This is a genomic window from Corallococcus macrosporus (assembly GCF_017302985.1).
Taxonomy (GTDB): Bacteria; Myxococcota; Myxococcia; order Myxococcales; family Myxococcaceae; genus Corallococcus; species Corallococcus macrosporus_A.
In genome coordinates this window covers 548,377-565,784 of sequence record NZ_JAFIMU010000007.1, presented here as the reverse complement: position 1 = coordinate 565,784, position 17,408 = coordinate 548,377, and the positions used below count along the sequence as shown (strand labels likewise).

The 17,408-nt window shown below is 68.5% G+C and carries 16 protein-coding genes and 2 tRNA genes; 8 read left to right on the top strand and 10 right to left on the bottom strand.

All coding sequences use genetic code 11. The features are described 5' to 3' along the window. The first annotated feature begins 192 nt into the window (after positions 1-192). The 3 genes from JYK02_RS14570 to JYK02_RS14560 are packed head-to-tail and all read left to right on the top strand — an operon-like array spanning position 193 to position 2,089. Entirely contained in the window at positions 193-642 is a 450-nt protein-coding gene (locus JYK02_RS14570; RefSeq protein ID WP_207051527.1) for a dATP/dGTP diphosphohydrolase domain-containing protein, read from the top strand. After that, positions 639-872 (top strand): helix-turn-helix domain-containing protein, encoded by a 234-nt coding sequence (locus JYK02_RS14565; RefSeq protein ID WP_207051526.1) that lies wholly within the window; start codon positions 639-641, stop codon positions 870-872. The genes JYK02_RS14570 and JYK02_RS14565 overlap by 4 nt, the downstream gene beginning before the upstream one ends. Next, entirely contained in the window at positions 869-2,089 is a 1,221-nt protein-coding gene (locus tag JYK02_RS14560) for a tyrosine-type recombinase/integrase (protein WP_207051525.1), read from the top strand. The genes JYK02_RS14565 and JYK02_RS14560 overlap by 4 nt, the downstream gene beginning before the upstream one ends. Before the next feature lie 16 nt (positions 2,090-2,105). Here JYK02_RS14560 and JYK02_RS14555 read toward each other — a convergent pair. From JYK02_RS14555 to JYK02_RS14520, 8 genes are all read right to left on the bottom strand, one after another. After that, positions 2,106-2,180 (bottom strand) — tRNA-Leu (locus tag JYK02_RS14555). 22 nt (positions 2,181-2,202) lie between these two features. Continuing rightward, positions 2,203-2,278, bottom strand: a tRNA-Pro gene (locus tag JYK02_RS14550). Between the two features lie 308 nt (positions 2,279-2,586). Then, complete coding sequence (locus tag JYK02_RS14545; RefSeq protein WP_207051524.1) at positions 2,587-3,216, bottom strand: hypothetical protein; 630 nt, start codon at positions 3,214-3,216, stop codon at positions 2,587-2,589. Positions 3,217-3,285: 69 nt separating this feature from the next. Beyond that, a complete protein-coding gene (locus JYK02_RS14540) occupies positions 3,286-4,053 on the bottom strand; it encodes a hypothetical protein (RefSeq protein WP_207051523.1) in 768 nt (255 codons plus the stop codon). Then, positions 4,050-4,451, bottom strand: coding sequence for a hypothetical protein (locus JYK02_RS14535; RefSeq protein WP_207051522.1), 402 nt, complete (start codon positions 4,449-4,451; stop codon positions 4,050-4,052). Before JYK02_RS14535 ends, JYK02_RS14540 begins: the two co-directional genes overlap by 4 nt. Before the next feature lie 76 nt (positions 4,452-4,527). Further along, positions 4,528-5,175 carry a hypothetical protein gene (locus JYK02_RS14530; protein WP_207051521.1) on the bottom strand — a complete coding sequence of 216 codons (648 nt, stop codon included), beginning with the start codon at positions 5,173-5,175 and terminating at the stop codon, positions 4,528-4,530. After that, entirely contained in the window at positions 5,172-7,172 is a 2,001-nt protein-coding gene (locus JYK02_RS14525; protein ID WP_207051520.1) for an AHH domain-containing protein, read from the bottom strand. The genes JYK02_RS14530 and JYK02_RS14525 overlap by 4 nt, the downstream gene beginning before the upstream one ends. 92 nt (positions 7,173-7,264) lie before the next feature. After that, complete coding sequence (locus JYK02_RS14520; protein ID WP_207051519.1) at positions 7,265-8,503, bottom strand: styrene monooxygenase/indole monooxygenase family protein; 1,239 nt, start codon at positions 8,501-8,503, stop codon at positions 7,265-7,267. A 185-nt stretch (positions 8,504-8,688) separates the two neighbouring features. Here JYK02_RS14520 and JYK02_RS14515 point away from each other — a divergent pair, with 185 nt between their 5' ends. The 4 genes from JYK02_RS14515 to JYK02_RS14500 all read left to right on the top strand — a co-directional run bounded on the left by JYK02_RS14515 (position 8,689) and on the right by JYK02_RS14500 (position 14,148). Further along, positions 8,689-9,786 (top strand): vWA domain-containing protein, encoded by a 1,098-nt coding sequence (locus tag JYK02_RS14515; protein WP_207051518.1) that lies wholly within the window; start codon positions 8,689-8,691, stop codon positions 9,784-9,786. A gap of 98 nt (positions 9,787-9,884) precedes the next feature. Further along, positions 9,885-11,846, top strand: a complete 1,962-nt coding sequence (locus JYK02_RS14510; protein ID WP_207051517.1) for a hypothetical protein — start codon at positions 9,885-9,887, stop codon at positions 11,844-11,846. Between the two features lie 110 nt (positions 11,847-11,956). Then, positions 11,957-12,988: a hypothetical protein gene (locus tag JYK02_RS14505; protein WP_207051516.1), complete on the top strand. Its 1,032-nt coding sequence runs from the start codon at positions 11,957-11,959 to the stop codon at positions 12,986-12,988. Between the two features lie 164 nt (positions 12,989-13,152). Then, a complete protein-coding gene (locus JYK02_RS14500; RefSeq protein WP_207051515.1) occupies positions 13,153-14,148 on the top strand; it encodes a lipase family protein in 996 nt (331 codons plus the stop codon). A gap of 126 nt (positions 14,149-14,274) precedes the next feature. On the opposite strand, the gene JYK02_RS14495 is transcribed toward JYK02_RS14500, so the two are convergent. After that, entirely contained in the window at positions 14,275-15,603 is a 1,329-nt protein-coding gene (locus JYK02_RS14495; RefSeq protein WP_207051514.1) for a hypothetical protein, read from the bottom strand. Positions 15,604-15,693: 90 nt separating this feature from the next. Here JYK02_RS14495 and JYK02_RS14490 point away from each other — a divergent pair, with 90 nt between their 5' ends. Further along, positions 15,694-16,845, top strand: a complete 1,152-nt coding sequence (locus tag JYK02_RS14490; RefSeq protein WP_207051513.1) for an LOG family protein — start codon at positions 15,694-15,696, stop codon at positions 16,843-16,845. On the opposite strand, the gene JYK02_RS14485 is transcribed toward JYK02_RS14490, so the two are convergent. Further along, positions 16,766-17,404: a HesA/MoeB/ThiF family protein gene (locus JYK02_RS14485; RefSeq protein WP_242588744.1), complete on the bottom strand. Its 639-nt coding sequence runs from the start codon at positions 17,402-17,404 to the stop codon at positions 16,766-16,768. The two genes, JYK02_RS14490 and JYK02_RS14485, sit on opposite strands and share 80 nt — an antisense overlap. Positions 17,405-17,408 lie beyond the last annotated feature (4 nt).

Sequence of the window (17,408 nt, the reverse complement as noted above, 5' to 3'; positions counted from 1 at the left end):
GATCTGGAGGATTGACGGATTGACGTGACACCGTCGCTTCGCGGTGCCGTCGTGCCGGTCGGGCCAACACCAGAATCCGCACCCATTTAGGGCGACGTGCACTCTTCGCCCCGACCTGTCTCATCGCTTCCCGACATCGCCGGCAGCTACGCCGTTCGGGGTCGTGAGCTGCTCGCGACTCGTGACGCCCCCATGACCGCGGCCGAACTTACGAGCGCGCTCGGCTGCAACGAGCTGCGCGTTCGTGAAGCGCTCGAACGGCTCGTGTTCTGCTCCGAAGTCGAAATCGAGCATCGATACACGCCAGGCAAGCGCGGCGCGCTCTCAGGCAGCTTGTGCCGGTGCGGCTGCTGGAAGAGAGCGCCCTCGCGTTCACCTACGGCGCGGAGAAATACGACGCCGAAAGACTACCGACGCGGAACGAACTGGCGTCGCTACGTCGGCGCGGCGTTGCGGCACACGCTCGCCTTCGCTCGCAGCGAGGACGCCGCTCCCGAGACCGGGCTTTCGCACCTGGCACACGCCGCCGCGTGCCTGATGATTCTCCGCGAGCTGCAAATCGACTCGCTCGGAACGGCCGACCGGATCGAGGGCGCGGCTCGAGTCGCCGGTTGGCCCAGAAAGGCGGGGGAAGGGGCATGACTGAACCCACTCCGACGCAAGCCAAGCCGGTGAATCTGCCCAAGTTCCTCACCGTCGACGAAGCCGCAGGTCTCCTGCGCGTGAACCGGAAGACGCTCTATGAGTCGATCCGGCTGGGGCAAGTGCCGGGGGTTGTTCGCGTGGGGAAATCGCTGCGGATCCGCCGTGCTGCCTTGGTAGGGTCTTCCGTGGGTAAGGGCCGCGATTCTGACGACAGGAAGCGACGATGAGCGTCAGGTTGCGGAAGTGGAAGACCAGGGAAGGGAAGTCAGAGGAGGCTTGGCAAGTGGACTTCGTGTTTCAGCACACGGACGGACGGAAGCAACGGGTCGTGAAGTTCTCGCCCGTGCAGACACGTCGCGGCGCTGAGCAATACGAACGCGAGCTGCGCAACGCCCTGCTCAACGGAACTTTCGGAAAGGAGAAGTGCGGCGAGGAAAGCCCTATCACGCTGGCGGATTTCACCCCGCGTTTCCTCACCTTCAGCGAGAACAACAACAAACACTCCACTGCCGTCAGCAAGCGTCAGATCCTCAAGGACCACTTGATTCCGTTCTTTGGGGGGATGTCGCTCGCGAGTATCGGGCCGGCTGAGATCGAGGACTTCAAAGCGCTCATGCGCAAGAAGAAGTCGGCAGCTCATGCCCGAAAGGAAACCCCCACAGTATCGGCAATCCGGAAGCGGAAGGACGTGGAGCCCAAGCCCTTGAGCTTGAAGACTCTCAACAACGTTCTGACCGTGCTCCAGAAGTTGCTTGCGCTCGCGGAAGAGCAGCGGGTCATCCCGCAGGCGCCGCGTGTGAGGCTCTTCGGGAGGCTGCCGAAGCCCCCCTTCGACTTCCTGACCTTTGAGGAGGCCGATAGGTTTGTCGCCGCCGCTGACCTGGAGTGGCGTCCCGCGCTGCTCGTCGCCCTCAAGGCGGGGCTGCGGCAAGGGGAGCTGATCGGGCTCCAGTGGAGCGACCTGGACCTGCCGCGCAGCCTGCTCCACGTCCGCCGAACTATCTGGCGCGGGGTGGAGGGCTTGCCGAAGGGCGGACGCGAACGCTCTGTCGAACTGCCCGGGTCCGTAGTGGAGGCCCTCAAGGCTCACCGGCACCTGCGGGGGCGTTTCGTGTTCTGCCAAGAGGATGGACAACCCCTCACCGCAAGCAGGATGGCCGGGCCGCTTCGTCGGGCCCTCCGGGTGGCAGTCATCACCCGCGAGCGTGGCCAAATCGGCTGGCACGACCTGCGGCACACCTACGGGAGTCACCTCGCCATGCGAGCGGTTCCGCTGAAGGCGATTCAGGAGCTGATGGGGCACTCAACGATCGAAATGACGATGCGCTATGCCCACCTGAGCCCCGATAGCCGGAGAGAGGCGGTCAACGTCCTGGACCGTCCGCTTGCTCAGGCATGCGACATACGTGCGACACGGCTGGAAGGCGCTGCTAACCAACCGTAATCATGGCGTAAAACAGTGCCGAAGGCGGGATTCGAACCCGCAACCTCCGCGTTCTGAGCGCGGCGCCTCTACCAAGTTGGGCTACCCCGGCGGGGTTTGTCTTTGAAGGGAAGTCGGGATGACTGGATTCGAACCAGCGACCTTGTGCGCCCGAGGCACACGCTCTTGACCAGACTGAGCTACATCCCGATGGGTGTTGTGCCCTCGAGGGAGGACCCGGACATGACTGAGGCCGGGTCCCCCCTCGGGAGCCCGGCCTCTGTCCATGCCCGTCCCGGGGTTACCGGGTGGCGGCGTGGGTCAGGTGCCGGGGGGACTGCCGCGGTACGAGGCGATGGCCAGGTCCAGGCTGTCCGGAGTGGGCTCCATGTCGGTGGTAGGTAGCGGGTTTGGCTCGTCGCGCTTCGTCATGGGCATCACACTCCTTTCTTGCCCAGGAGAGACGCGGCCGGAAATCAGTCCTGACATCGCTGCTCGCGGAACTGGATGACGCGGCGTCACTGCACGCCGGGCGCTCGGAACACCTGTCCGTTGCGGCCCTCCAGCACGAGGCTCGCCTCGTCGGAGCTGCCCACGCGCAGCTCCACGCGGGGCTGGCCGCGCCGGTCCACCAGCAGCAGGCCGGGCGAGCCCTCCTCGTCCGCGCCCAGGATGGCCCGGGGCCGTCCCGTTACGTCCGCCAGCTCCAGCCGCGACGAGCCGTCCACCTGGAGCCCCACCGAGAACAGCTCCGCGCCCCCGGACTTGGACAGCGTCAGGCGCGGCGCTTCGTCCGAGAACACCATCAGCTCCGCCAGTGACTCGCCCTCCGCCGTGGAGAAGCGCAGCCGGGGCGAGTCGTCCTCGCCCACGCCCAGCAGGGCCCTGGGACGGCCCTGGCTGTCGTTCAGTACCAGCGCCGCGCCGCCGTGGCGGTTCGCGTCCAGGCTGGCCCGTGTGCGGCCCTGGGCGTCCTTGAGCACCAGGCGGGAGGCGACCAGCTCTCCCGTGTGCGTTGGCGAGGCCTCGTCACGCAGGGCCGCCGTTCCCAGCCCCGCTCCCGCCAGCACGAAGGCCGCGAGCGTGAGGCCCTGCCACCTGCGGAGCCGGCCTTCCAGCCGCTCCATGCGCGCGTCCAGTGAGTCCATCGCGGCGTCGCCTCCTGTCCCACCCCAGCGGGACGGAAGGAGGGTAGCAGAGCGCGCCACGTCCCGCCGTCAGCGGGGCAGGAAGAGGAGGAGCAGTGTCGGCACCGCGGCAACCAGGATGCCCACGCCGAGCACGAGCACCATCTGGAGGAAGAACAGGTCCTCCAGCGTCTCCTCCAGCACGCCCTCCAGCCGGTCGATGGCCAGCGTCTCCAGCTCCCGCACCGCGGAGGGCACGTCCGGCGACGTCACCACCGCGCGCAGGGCGATGAGCCCCAGCACCCGGCGCGACTGCTCCATGAGGAAGCCCTCCAGCCACGTCGTGCGGGAGGCCGCCGATTCCTGCTCGGGCTCCCGCATGCGCTCCGCCACCGACTGCTGGATGGCCCGGGTGAGCTCCGCGCGGCTGGGCGTGCCGGCCCCGCGCAGGCGCCGGGCGACCTGCAGCGTCGCGGGCTTGAGGATGGCGTACGCATACCCCATCAGCCCGCGGGCCCGGACCTCGCTCGCGAGCCGTGAGCTGACGCCGTGGAGCATCCACACGTAGCCCCCGGCGACCGCCAGGGCCAGCGGGGTGAGCACGACGCTCAGCACGTCCAGCCAGGCTGGCGTCGGAGCCGCGCCCGTCCAGCGCGGCGCCAGGACGAAGACGCCGGCCAGCCCCAGGCCGAAGCATCCAAAGAGGAAGAAGCCCTTCAGCGCGCCCTTCACGCCGGAGCCCAGCAGCGCGGGCACCATGGCGACGAGGCTCCGCAAGCCCGCGCGGACGATGCTGCCCATGGACTCGCGGGGAGGCGCCGCGTCCGCGTCCCTCTCCCTCAGCGCGGCGAGGCTCACGACGCGCGCCCCAGCTCGGCCGTGGCCCACCGGTCCACCTGCTCCGCGGAGGGCGGGGACGCCGGCACGTCGGACGGGAGTTCACGCCGGCGCCGCCACCACATCAGGAGCGCTGCGGCGCCGAAGAGCACGGCCCCCACGGCCAGCCGGGGCAGCAGCCAGGGGATGGGACTGGACCGGGAGTCCTGGCGCTCCTTCCACCACGCCGTACCCGTCCCTATCAGGGCGAGCACGCCCGGAATGGCGGCCAGACGCCACAAGAGCCCACTGTCAGGCCCGGGCACGAGCGCCAGCAGTCCCAGGAACACCGTCGTGGTCCACAGCAGGATGCGTCCCAGCCGGAAGTTCGTGAGCCCCGCCAGTACGACCGCGACGGGTCGTGAGCCCTCACCACTCATGTTGCGTCCCCCATGAAGACGCCATCCTAAAGGGGGCGGGCCTTCTCCAAAAGCCGGCTGGACCGGTGGTCAGGGCTCAAGGCTGGGGTCGCCACCACAACCCCTTCAGCCCCGCCTGTTCGCAGGCCTGTCGTGCCGCTTCGGTGAAGCAGTAGAAGACGAGCTCGGGGACGGAGAACACGGGAGGGAAGCCTCCTGGTGGCGGGCGGAGCACGAGCGGCTCGGCTTCCTCCTGGCCCAGGAGTTCTTCGCCGGACTGGTGGAAGGGCACGCCCTTCACGAGGGTTTGTTCCCGGTCCAGGCAGTCCGTCCGCTCCAGCAACTGGAGGATGACGAAGTCCTCGTTCTTCAGCGCCGGGTCCGTCACCGAATACCAGGTCCGCTGCCGGGTGAACCGGTCACGCACGAGGTGCCTGATGCGTTCCGAGTAGATGACCGTGGGGATGATGCGGTGGCGGAACGGGCCCACCGCTTCGAGCACGCGCACCATCCGTCGGGAGATCAGCAACCACATCAGGGGCGCGGTGTACAGGTGGTCGAGCCGGGCGGCGCTCTCCAGGTTGCCGATGAACTCGATGACCTCGGGAGCGCCCTGCTGACGCTGATAGTCGATGCCGGGGTCGTGGAAAGTCACGTACTCGAAGCCGTCGAACTCGATGATCTTGGCGTCATGGACACCTTCCTCCTCGATGTGGGAGATATCCGGCGATAATGCATACATCATGTGGCGTGTGTCTCCCCGAGGGAGGGTAGCTCCAGCAAGGCCAGCTTCTTCCCCGTGAGCACCTTACCTTCGCGCTGCTCCTCGATCACCTTGATCGCCGGATCCTTCAGGCTTCCGGATTGGATGTCCCGGCGCAGCTCTTTCTCGACCTTGAGGATGGCGTCCTCGATGAATTGAGGTGTCCATTTGGAGGGCGGTCCCTTCTGGAGCAATTTATTCCAGGCGACGTCGAGCTTGCCGGTCACGAGCTCGCTGTAGCGCGGATGACTGCCCGAGTGGATGAGCTGGCCCTCCACGTTGATCCCGGAAGGCATGTCGAGGATGTTCGACCCCCGGTCAATCGTGTAGCCCTTGAGCCGCTCCATGGCCATGCGAATCAGCGGGTGGCTCTGGGCGACCGCGTCGGGGATGAGGTGGTGCATGCGATTGCCGACGGAGAGCCGGACCTCCGCTGCCGCCCGCTCCGCCAGACTCCGTGTTTCCGCCTCCACCCAGTCCAGGTAGTTCTTCCGGTAGCGGCTGAAGATGCTGAGGCGGGGCGTGCCCTTGCCGACCTTGAGCACCACCAGCCCGTCCTCGGTCACCGTGAGCGCCCCGTACTCGTCGCCCAGGGCCTTTCCGTCAGGACGGCGGAGCCGATAGGGCTGGGCTCCTTCGTTCAACTTCTCCAGACGGTATCCGGCGGACTGGAGCTCCCGCTTGAACGCGTTGAACTCAGGCGTCCCCTCGTTCGGGATGCGGCGTCCGACGAAGTCCTTGAGCTTGTCCCAGTTGGGAAGCTTCTCCAGCAGCTTCTCCAGCTCGGCGTCACTGAGCGTGCGCTCGGTCAAGGGGGGCTCGGGGTCCGGCCTGGACGTCCCGCCTTCCTTGACGGCCTTTGACAGCAGCGGCGTGCCGGAGCCCCAGGGATTGAAGGGAAGCGAGGCAGCGGGGGCGGCGGTGATGGAGCCCGGCTGGAACACGGGGACGCCCGCGTAGGCACCGCCGGGACCCGCCGCCGCCATCATGTAGATGCGGGGTGGGGTGATCTTCACGGCCTTCGCCAGCTTGAGCCCTCGCCCCAGGTTGGTCTTCGCGCCCATCAGCGCCAGCGCGGCCATGGCGATGCTCACGAGCATCCGGAGGAAGGACTTGCTGGCCTCCTTGAGCTTCTCCGGGGAGCCGTTGGCCTCCCAGGCCTGGGTGAGCCACAACTGCGCGTGCTTCAGGGCCTCCCCTCCGGCCTCGACGAGGCCATGGGCGCCCCACGCAGCAAGTCCCAACTGGATGAGCGCCGCCGCCAGCTGCCCCACCCCCGTGGGCGTCGCCGCCAGGAAGGCGGAAAAGGCCTCCGCGGCGATGAAGCCCACGACCATCGCGGCGATCTCCAGCCAGTTGTCCCGGATGGCCTGGCCGTACTGGCCGGCGACCTCGCCGAAGAATTGATCCGCCTGGTTCACGGAGGTGATGACGTCATCCAGGTGCTGGGCGGCTCTCCGGGCCCGGGTCAGCGCCTCATGGGTGATGGAGCCGCTCGACACGATTCCCTGGAGCTGGTTGGCGAAGGCAATGCTCACCAGCCAGATGCGCTCGCCAGCGACCAGCCGCACGTCACCGTCGACGCGCTGGACCCCCTTGCGGCCGCCCTTCGCGTTCACGTGATGGATGACATTCTCGTAGAAGCGCAGGTCCCGCCCCGGCTGGATGGCCTGCCGGTAGATGCGCGCGGCGATGGGCTCCAGGCGGTCACCGGGACGGACCTGATAGAGGGTCGCCGCGGGCTCCGGCAGCCGGGTCGTGATGCGCAGGGACTGCATATAGCCTTGCAGCAGGTATCCCCCGACGGAGGTCGACACGTAGGACCATCCCGGAGCCTGGGCATGGTCGCGGATGACGCTCACACGTGTTCCCGGAGGCAGGGGCGCCTGGGTCAGACAGGCCGAGCCCTTCATCTCCGCAGGAAGTGTCCGGAGGTTGGCGCCGTCACTCTGGTCGATGAAGCCGAACTGGATTGTCATGGTCGTCCCCCCGTCTTGGGACTGACAGGATTCAGCCATGAGGACGGGGAGTGAAGGACCAGCCGGGTGGGAATGACAAAGACTTACAGCCGCTACGCGACGGACGCCTGCTGGATGCGGGCCTCCGTCTCCGCCGGGCTGACGATCCACGGCCAGAAGCGCTGCGGCTCTCCGAAGTTGTCGAAGAACGTGTCCGCCAGCGTCGACACCGCGGAGGCCGCCCCCAGGTAGCGCAGCACGTGCGGCGGAGGCGGCTGGAGCAGCATGTTGGTGAACGCGGTGATGAACTGGCCTTCCGTCCGCCAGAAGTGCTCGAAGGTCTGCTCCATCCAGTCCGCCGTGAAGGGCTGGTCGCCGTGCTCCAGGATGGCCCCCGTCATCGCGTGCGCCTGCTTCGACGCGCTGTTGAGCCCCTGGCCCGCGATGGGGTCGTTGAGCATGACCACGTCCCCCATCCCCATCACCTCCCGGCCCGAGGGCAGCCGGCCCACCGGCTTGCGCACCGTGGGCGTGAACGCGCCGGTGAGCCAGGAGGCCTCGTCCACGATGGCGGCGTTCTCCAGCCGCTCCGCCACCCAGGGCGAGAAGTCGCGCAGCACCTGCTTCATCCGCTCCATCGCCTCCCGCGCGGTGCCGATGCCGCCGAAGCGGTCCAGCCCCTGTCCTGGGATGGCCTCCAGCAGGATGCAGTTCAGCGGCCCCCGGATGCGGTCGAAGTACGGCATGGAGAAGTACTCGCCGTGGCCCGCCGTCAGGATGAACTTGAGCGCGGGGTAGGGCGTCTCATTCAGCGGCTTCATGCCGGTGACAATCATTGCCGTGAGGTTTCGCTGCGGCTGGGTATGGACGCTGCGCTCGGCGTCCCTTTCAAACAGCCGGGTGAAGCTGTTGCGCCCCGTCGTCACCACCACCAGGTCATGCTCCGGGGCGAGCGCCTCCAGGCCGTCCACGTCCACGTCCCGCACCACCACGGTGCCGCCGCGCCGCTCGAACTCCGCGAGCCAGCGTGAGTACTTCGCCCGCAGGTCCAGGGCCTTGCCCGGCTGGAGGATGCGCCCCTGCACGCGCAGCGCCCGCTGGCCCGGGGCCGCGCAGACGTCCAGGTCCCCACCCCGGGCGTACTCCCCCGGGCCCTTCCAGAAGTCGAGCCCCAGCTCCTGCTCGTACTGGTACGCGCGGCCGAAGAGGTAGGTGGTCGCGGCGAGCCGGGCGTTGAAGAGCTGCTCGGGCGTGCGGTCCGAGTAGACCGTGACGGCGTAGCCCTTCTCCAGCAGGCCGAAGCCCAACTGGAGCCCCGCCTGACCCGCGCCGATGATGCCGATGTTCCTCATGGTTCCCCCTGGATGGGCGGGTCTGACATCCCGCAACAGGACTACGCAACGAGGCCCCCGGTCTGGCAACGGCACGGGAGTGCGAGGCCGCCCGGAATCCGACGCCGGGAGCCCCCTTCGATGTCAGACCCCACGCGTATTGTTCCTTTCGTCGCAGCGAGGAATCAAACGAGGGGGAGTGCGCCATGACGATGTCTTTGATTGATAATCGCGTCGAGGTCGTCTTCAGCTTTGACACCACGGGCAGCATGTATCCGTGTCTCGCGCAGGTGCGGAAGAAGCTGGGGGCCGCCGTGGACCGGCTGACGAAGGAGATTCCGGGCATCCGCATCGGCATCATCGCGCACGGGGACTACTGTGACGCGGGGTCCACCTACGTGACCAAGGCCCTGGACCTCACGGACGACGCGAAGGCCATCACGCGCTTCGTGGAGAAGGTGGGCCAGACGGGCGGCGGAGACGCGCCCGAGTGCTACGAGCTGGTGTTGCACGAGGCGCAAAGCCTGTCCTGGACGAAGGGCTACACGAAGGCATTCGTGCTCATTGGCGACGACGTGCCGCACCCGCCCCAGCACAACCCGAAGAAGCTGGACTGGCGCAAGGAGGTGGCCGCGCTGGGGGCCATGGGCGTGCCGGTGTATGGCGTCCAGGCGCTGAACCGCCGTCACGCGACGTCGTTCTACAAGGAGCTGGCGGAGAAGTCGGGCGGCTTCCACCTGAGCCTGGATCAGTTCGCGCACGTCACCGACATGCTGCTGGCCGTCTGCTACAAGCAGTCGTCGGACGCGCAGCTCCAGGCGTACGAGGCGGAGGTGTCCCGCGAGGGCCGCATGAACCGCGGCCTGAACGCGATGTTCAACACGATGCTCAAGCGGGCCGCGTCCACGCTGTTCGGTGAGACGGACCTGCGCGCCGTTCCGCCGGGGCGCTTCCAGGTGCTGGAGGTGGAGGCGGACAGCGCCATCAAGGAGTTCGTGACGGAGAACGGCCTGGGCTTCAAGACGGGGCGCGGCTTCTACGAGTTCACCAAGACGGAGACCATCCAGGGCCGCAAGGAGGTGGTGCTGATGGACCGCAAGTCCGGCGACCTCTACAGCGGCGAGCGCGCGCGGGAGATGCTCGGGCTGCCGCCGGGAGAGACGGTGCGCATCCGGCCCGCGAGCCTGGAGAAGTACGTCGTCTTCGTCCAGAGCACGTCCGCCAACCGCAAGCTCAAGGGCGGCACGAAGTTCCTCTACGAAGTGGAGGACTGGGACGGCGTGCGCGGCAGCGCCGCGGCCTGATTAACCGCATTTAATCGCGTTTAAGCACGCTCCCCCGGAGCGCGTTGGTAGAGCCATGTCTCAAGCGTGGCTCACACGCGTCGAGGGGGAAGCGTTTCATGAAGATCCAGTTCCGGGGTCCCGCGCAGTCTCAGCCGTTGCAGGAGAACAAGCCCGTCCAGGTGAAGTTCGAACCGCCTCCCGCGCGGCCGGTGATGCCGGACCCGGTCCAGCAGCGGCGGAACCAGGACTCGTTCGCGGCGGCGGATCCGCGCACGCGCCAGGCCCAGCTCCTGGGGGGCGGCACGACCTTCCATGCCTTTACGCCCACGCCCATGCCCCCGGCCGGCACCCCGATGCCTCCGGGCGGCACCGTCGTCTCGACGGCGCAGGTCCTCAAGCCCACGCCCACCACGACGGGGGCGGTCTCTCCGGGGGTCCAGGCGGCCATCGACCAGCTCGACGCGTTCCCGCCGGAGGAGCAGCCCTATGGCCTGACCACCCTGCTGGGGGAGCACCGTGGCACGAGCGCCGAGGACGTCGCCTTCCGCCAGGAGCTGATGACCGCCCTGGGCTCGGACCGGGTCGCGCAGTTGATGACCCAGTTGCACGGCATGCCGGACATGGCCCCGGGACTCGCCAGGACCCTGCTGTCCGCCGCCACCGAGTCCTTCTCCGTCGAGGAGCAGGGCAAGCTGGTGCAGGCGCTGGGGCCGGACCTGCTCGGCGAGGCGCTGGCCTGGGGCGTCCAGAACGCGAGCAACCCGCTGGGGACGGACCGGGAGGCGAACGAGGCCCGGATGCAGGGGCTCTCCCGGATGATGGGCGCGCTCCACTCGCTGCCCCCGGGCTCGCCGGGCCAGGCCGAGGCCGCGGCGGCGCTGGAGGGCATCCAGCAGGGCCAGCCGGCGGGTGACGCCCCCGGCGCCTCCACCGCGGCGTGGATCGTCGCGAACTCGGGCAGCGATGCGCTGCGGAGCGAGTTCGCACATGGCTACCTGGAGGCGTTCAAGGCCGACCCGTCGTCGCTTGCTCCCGAAGAGGCCCGGGCCGTGGCGTGGGCCCTGGGCTCCATGACCCAGAGCCCGACGAACGGGGTGGGGCCCATCGTGGAGCTCTCCGGCACGCAGCGCACGGACTTCCTGGGCGCGCTCACCGCCGCGGAGGCGCCGGAGATGCAGACCGGGACGCACTTCCAGGACGCCGCCCGGGCCGGCGTGAACGAGTTCCTGATGGACGTGGCCCGCCTGGACCCGGCCGGCTTCTCCAACCCGCAGGCCGCGAAGGACCTGCGCGTCGAGACGTTCCTCCAGGCCTCGCTGGCCGTGGACGGGGACTTCCTCCACGACAGCCCGGGGACCCACCGCGCGCTGGCCACCCTGTTCGCGAACGACACCGCGGGCATCGTCGATGCGTCCGCCAACCCCGAGAACCCCCTCAGCGGAGGGCGGGACAAGCCGCTGGTGAAGTTCTTCGACCACGTCGCCTTCCGCGGCGAGGACAGCCGGAGCCTCGTGACGGACGCCCTCCAGAAGTACCTGGGCGTGGGAGCGGAGCAGGGCATCGTGGACACGCTGGCCGCGAACAAGGGCAGCGCCGACTTCATGGAGAACAGAGGGGGCAACGCCCTGGCTCGCAACATGGGGTTCGTCCTGGGCTCGCTCTTCCAGGGGGCTCGGGGCGCGCTGCAGGCCATGGATGACGAGCACGCGCGCAAGACGGCCATCGTGGACGTGATGGGCAGTCTCATGGAGACCACCCTGGAGGCCATCCCAGGGGTGAAGGACGCCTATTCGCAAATCAAGAGCGGCACCGGGGACCGCGCGAGCGTGGACACCGTCTTCGAGTGGCTGGGCAACCACTTCGCCGGTGACATCGACGCGAGCAAGGACGCCGTCACGGAGCTCTCCGGTGCCATCATCGAAGGCGCGTGGGACCCCTTCTTCGGCAACAGCGCCCTGGATGGCGCGAACACGGAGCAGCTCATCGCCATGTTCGGGATGATCAACGTGGGGGTTTCGCGGGCCGACGGAAGCACTGGCGACCCGGGCATCAACATCGGGGCGGGCTACGTCCCCTGAGCGGCCCCGGGCCGGACCGCCGCGCGCACTCCGAGGCGCGGCGGACCCTCTTGCAGGCGCGCGTGTGACACCACTACAACCACGCCGTTGCTTGAACCGAGGGGGTTTACGTGTATCGAAAGAATGTCCTTGGCGCGCTCTTCGCGCTGGGGTTGCTGACGGCGCTGAGTGCCCAGGCCGAGGTGGTGTTTGCCCAGGCCACCTTCCTGCTCAACAAGAACCAGCTCTCCGCGGTGAACTACCGCGGCAAGGGCGTGGCCATCCCCGTGGGGGCGAAGGTCGCGGTCGTCGAGCGGGATGACGACGAGATCCGCTGCAAGGTGATGGACTCGGGCGCCGAGTTCCGCTTCGTGACGCACCGGAGCCTGGGCAAGCCCATCAACGTGCTGTTCAACAGCTTCTTCGCGCCGGAGGACCCGGCCGCGCGCATCGCCGCGCTGTCGCCCGAGGACCAGAAGCAGGTCCGCGCCGGAGAGCTGGCCAAGGGGATGTCGCGTGACGCGGTGCTGCTGACCGTGGGGCCTCCGCCGCCGCACAAGACGCCGTCGCTCCAGGGCAACCGCTGGACGTACTGGAGCTCGAAGTTCTCCACGTTCGAGGTGGAGTTCGGTCCGGACGGCAAGGTCGTGCGGATTGGCGACGAGCCCGTGGCCCCCGCCCCCCCGCCGCTCCCGGTGGAGAAGACCTATTACTACGCGACCGCCAACTTCCACTTCGATGACGGCACCGTGTCCTGGGTGAACTACCTCAAGGGTCCCATCATCCCGTTCAACGCGCGCGTGGAGGTGCTGGACAAGGGCTCGTCCTCCGTGAAGTTCAAGGTCGTGGAGACCGGCGCGGAGCTGGAGTTCGAGAACGACTCCCGCTCGGGTTCGGAGACGTGGAAGCTGTTCCAGGCGTCGTTCGCGGCGGAGGACCAGGCCGCGAAGCTCCAGGCCCTGTCGCCGGACGACCGCAAGAAGGTCTCCGCGTCGGAGGTGGAGCCCGGCATGAGCCGCGAGGCCGTGCGCATGGCGTGGGGCCCGCCGCCTCCGCATGAGACGCCGTCGTTCAACTCCAGCACCTGGACGTACTGGAAGTCGAAGACGTCCAAGGTGCGGGTGAAGTTCGGCAAGGACGACAAGGTCGCGTCCATCGAGTAACCCGGCAAGGCGGTTCGACGCGTCGGTCGACGCGTCGAACGCGCGCGGGCCCGCCCTCGCCGCGAGGTCTTCCGAGGGGGCGGCGTGCGGCATGGGCGCTGCAACCCGGTTCTGGCAACGGCTGGCGACATGCCTCGCCCCGTTCCACCCGCCTGGAGTTGACCATGACGACCCCGTCCGTTGCCGCCGCCCGTCCGCAGCAGAGCCCGCTCATCACGCCGCCCGAGCCCGTGCTGGACGCGACCCAGGTGCTGGGGATGGGGCAGGGTGTGGTCGCGGCCTACTCCGCCTTCAACGGCAAGACGTACTCCGCGCCTTCGGGCTGGACGCAGGCGGACAGCCTCACCGCGTGGGTGCCGGAGAAGGGCGGGGCCGCGGAGGCGTTCGGCCTGTGGTTCACCTCCGACTCGGCTTCGAGCACGGCGATGCTGGCGCTGCGCGGGACCGTGACCGCGGCGGACGTGAGCGCGGACGAGCACTACGCCACCACGTCCTTCACGCCGTTCTCCGGCGCGGCGATGTCGCCCGTGCCGCAGGTGCACGGCGGCTTCTGGGGCATCTACACGGGCACGGGCACCGGCGTGCCGCAGTCCCTGCAGGCGCAGGTGTTCGCGTGGCTGAAGGCCCACGGCATCCAGACGCTCTACGTGACGGGTCACAGCCTGGGCGGAGGACTGGCGGAGTTGCTGGCGCTGGACCTGGCGGTGAGCCAGCCGTCGCTGAAGGTCATCACCGTCACGTTTGCGGCGCCGAAGGCCGGGCTCGCGGACTCCTGGGGGACGGCCTACGCGCGGTACGTCACGAGTCCCGCGACGGTGCGCGTGGTCAACCAGTACGACGTGGTACCCACGCTGCCGCCGGGGCTGAACTACACCCAGGTGGGCGTGGAGTTCGACGTGCTCTTCTTCCACAAGCACTGGGATACCAGCACGCAGGAGGCGACCATCCGGCACGAGATGGACAACTACCTCACCGTGCTCTCCAACGCGCTGCCCGCCACGCCCCAGTTGTTCGTGGGCTCCTTCGCGGATGGCGTCTACTCGGACAGCAACGGCCCGCTCCAGGACACCAGCGAGGCGCCCACCGCGGACAACGTGGCGCGCGCCAAGGTGTCCGTGAAGGCCCTGCCGCAGCGGCCGGTGGCGCAGCCGGTCCGCTAGGAGGGCAACGCGCCCGGCGTCCTCGCCATCTCCACGGCCTGCCCGGTCGCGAGGGGAAAGGGCGGGACGGTGGCGCCGGACAAGGACGGGTGGACCTTACGCCCTGGCAGTGGAAGGAGCCTCCGCTCAGTCCTCCTTCTTGCGGATACTGAGGAGGTTGCCCTTGGGGTCGACGGTGAAGACGACCTTGTCCTTGGAGTTGAGCGACGACGGGAGCGCGGAGAGCGGGATCTTGTACTTCTTCTGCCCGCTCGTGCTGGCGCTCATCTGGATCCACGCCTCCGTCTTCGTCTTGATCAACATGCCCTCCATCTCACCGCTCTTGTCCTTGGCGGGGCGGGGCTCGGCGAGCAGGTCCGCGTGCTGGTCGGGGGTGTAGGTCGCGGAGGCCAGGTGGATGTTCTCTCCGTCGACGTAGAAGCGGAAGGTCCAGTTCTGGGTGCGGATGACGATGCGATCCACCGTCGAGTAGAGCCCACCCCGCGGAACGCTGTAGGTCCGGTTCTCGCCTCCCGCGAAGGAGGTCAGCAGTTGGGGGACGAGCAGGGCGGCGGAGACGCCATCGAACTTGTTCCAGGGATGATCGGGGTTGAGGACGCCCACGGAGATGACCCGGAGGCCTCCGGGCGCGGGGGTCTCGTCACGCAGGCCGGCGAGCTGCAAGCCCGCGTAGGTGATCATCCCGAGCGTGCCTTCGGGGTCGGCGGTCTCTCCCCACTTCATCTGCACCGTCTTGGTGACGACTCGCCGATCGTTCCTGCCCCATAGGAGCCGCTGGGCCGGATCCCTCGGCTCCAGGCCAATGACCATCAGGTCACCGCCATAGTTGACGTGGTCCTGGATCTCGCTCACGTCGATGCGCGGGTCGATGGCCAGGAGGATCTCCTTCAGCTCCACGCCCTTCAGCGTCCCGACGATGACGAGCCGGTCGCCCTTGTGCTTGCCCTTGGCCCAGTGCTTGAGATTGGAGCGGAGCTCGGCGGACTTGCCGTACGTCACGTTCTGCTCTTGTTCGACGTTGCGCTCCTTCACCAACCCCTGCAAGCCCCGGGGCTCCGCGGAGATGTACTTGAGCCGGACGCGCTTGCGCTGGAACTCTTCCTCGGCCTCCTCGGCTTCGCGTTTGCGCTTGGCCGTGGCCTGGCGTTTCCGGTCCGCCTCCATGGAGGCCTGAAGGCTCAGCAGGATTCCGTACTCAATGCCCCGCCGCTTCGCGAGCTCTTCCGCCGCCTCGCCCAGGATGCGCGCCGTCTCCGCCGCCACCGCCGCCGCGAACTTGGGGTCGCGCAGCAGGAGCTCCCACTTGGGGAGCATGCCGGTCTCCCGCAGCGTCTTCTGGACGTACCGCCAGGCCTCCGCCTGCATCCGCTCCTGTTCCTTCCAGTAGGGGTCCTCCGGAAAGACGATGGGGTCCGGCACCACGGGGACTGGCAGCACGATGACGTCGCCTGGCACAGGGCTTCCTTTGGCGCTCACCGCGCGGTTGGAAAAGGGCAACGCTAGGATACTCCCCTTTCCGGACACGCACCTCGCGGAGCACCCCCCATGACGGAACTCGAGACCCTGGCTGCGTTCGAGCAGCACCTGCGCGATGGCCGCAGCCTCGCCAACGTCATCCTCCAGGGCCTGGACCTGCGGGCGTCGAGCGCCGCGCTGCTCGGCGCGGACCTCACCGGTACTGTCTTCCTGGGTTGCCTGATGGAGCCGGAGACGCTGCAACAGGTCCTCGCGCGGGGCGCCATGGTGTTCCCGCCGTTCTCCGGGCTGCCCTACTGTCCCTACCGGGGAGGTCTCTACACGCCGGAGGAGCTGTACGCGGGCTTCGACCCGACCCGGCCGGAGACCTACGCGGACACGCTGGACGCGCGCATCTACGCGCACTGGAACTCGCGCGGCGGCGCCCATCCGCCGTCCCTCCTGGAGATGCTGGCGCAGCGGCTTCACGACCACGCCATCAGCGACGCGCTGGAGGAGGCGCTGCTCGACCAGGGCCGGCCTCGCCGGGTGGTGGCCATCATGGGCGGGCACTCGATGCTGCGGGGGCAGGAGGACTACCGCGCCGTGGCGGAGCTGGCCCGCGCGCTGGCACGCCTGGGCTTCTTCCTCGTGAGCGGCGGCGGCCCGGGCGCCATGGAGGCCACGCACCTGGGCGCGTGGTTCGCGGGGCGCGCGGACGACGAGCTGGACGCGGCGCTCACGGTGCTGGCGCGCGCTCCGTCGTACAAGGACCGGGACTGGCTGGCGCGGGCCTTCGAGGTGCGCGCCACCTGGCCCCTGCGCGACGCGGCGGCGATGGGCGACAGCCTGGGCATCCCCACCTGGCTCTACGGCCACGAGCCGCCCAACCCCTTCGCCACGCGCATCGCCAAGTACTTCGCCAACAGCGTGCGCGAGGAGGGCCTGCTCACCATCGCGCGGGGCGGCGTCGTCTACTCACCCGGCAGCGCGGGCACCGTGCAGGAGATCTTCCAGGACGCCTGCCAGAACCACTACAACACCGTGGGCGTCATCAGCCCCATGCTCTTCCTGGGCCGCGAGTTCTGGACGAAGACCCGGCCCGTGTACCCACTGCTGGAGCACCTGGCCCGGGGGCACGGCTACGCGCGCCACCTGCTCCTCACGGACTCGAAGGAGGACATCGTCCAGGCGCTGGTGCGCTTCGACCAGGCGCGCACGGACCTGGCGCGAGCGGGGTGACGGCGTTCAGGTTCACGAACGCGTCCCGCTTCACCCCGTGCTTGCGGAAGTCCTGCACCGCCCGCGCGAGCGTCGCGGCCAGCAGGCCCAGGAGCGGCAGGTGCTCGCCGCCCTCGCAGGTGGCCTGGCCCTGCGCGTCCTCGGCGTCGGGCGTGAAGCGCTCATCCCAGCGCACCAGCCCGAACGTGCCGTCCGCGGACACCGCGCCGTGCACCAGCGGCATGCCCGTCTTCCGGGCGTGGTCGCTGAGCAACTGGCGGCTGTCCTGGTTGTCGAAACAATCCACCAGCAGGCCCGCGCCCTTGCAGAGCGCCTCCACGTTGTCGCGCGTGAGGCGCACGCCGAAGGACTCCGCCTTCACACCGTGAAGGTTGTGCAGCTGGAGCTTCAGCGCCTCCGCCTTGTTCTTGCCGACGGACGGCTTCACGTAGGCCTGCGACAGCAGGTTCTTCGACTCCACCCGGTCGAAGTCGATGAACACCAATGTCGCGTCCAGGTTGCGGCACAACATCACCGCCGCGGACCCGATGGCCCCCACGCCACAGAAGACGATGCGCATGGCG

Excerpts from the sequence above, each read along its gene's own strand:
- JYK02_RS14570 (WP_207051527.1), top strand. The coding sequence starts at position 193 with ATGACCGCGGCCGAACTTACGAGCGCGCTCGGCTGCAACGAGCTGCGC.
- JYK02_RS14565 (WP_207051526.1), top strand. The coding sequence starts at position 639 with ATGACTGAACCCACTCCGACGCAAGCCAAGCCGGTGAATCTGCCCAAG.
- JYK02_RS14560 (WP_207051525.1), top strand. The coding sequence starts at position 869 with ATGAGCGTCAGGTTGCGGAAGTGGAAGACCAGGGAAGGGAAGTCAGAG.
- JYK02_RS14545 (WP_207051524.1), bottom strand. The coding sequence starts at position 3,216 with ATGGACTCACTGGACGCGCGCATGGAGCGGCTGGAAGGCCGGCTCCGC.
- JYK02_RS14535 (WP_207051522.1), bottom strand. The coding sequence starts at position 4,451 with ATGAGTGGTGAGGGCTCACGACCCGTCGCGGTCGTACTGGCGGGGCTC.
- JYK02_RS14530 (WP_207051521.1), bottom strand. The coding sequence starts at position 5,175 with ATGATGTATGCATTATCGCCGGATATCTCCCACATCGAGGAGGAAGGT.
- JYK02_RS14525 (WP_207051520.1), bottom strand. The coding sequence starts at position 7,172 with ATGACAATCCAGTTCGGCTTCATCGACCAGAGTGACGGCGCCAACCTC.
- JYK02_RS14520 (WP_207051519.1), bottom strand. The coding sequence starts at position 8,503 with ATGAGGAACATCGGCATCATCGGCGCGGGTCAGGCGGGGCTCCAGTTG.
- JYK02_RS14515 (WP_207051518.1), top strand. The coding sequence starts at position 8,689 with ATGACGATGTCTTTGATTGATAATCGCGTCGAGGTCGTCTTCAGCTTT.
- JYK02_RS14510 (WP_207051517.1), top strand. The coding sequence starts at position 9,885 with ATGAAGATCCAGTTCCGGGGTCCCGCGCAGTCTCAGCCGTTGCAGGAG.
- JYK02_RS14500 (WP_207051515.1), top strand. The coding sequence starts at position 13,153 with ATGACGACCCCGTCCGTTGCCGCCGCCCGTCCGCAGCAGAGCCCGCTC.
- JYK02_RS14490 (WP_207051513.1), top strand. The coding sequence starts at position 15,694 with ATGACGGAACTCGAGACCCTGGCTGCGTTCGAGCAGCACCTGCGCGAT.
- JYK02_RS14485 (WP_242588744.1), bottom strand. The coding sequence starts at position 17,404 with ATGCGCATCGTCTTCTGTGGCGTGGGGGCCATCGGGTCCGCGGCGGTG.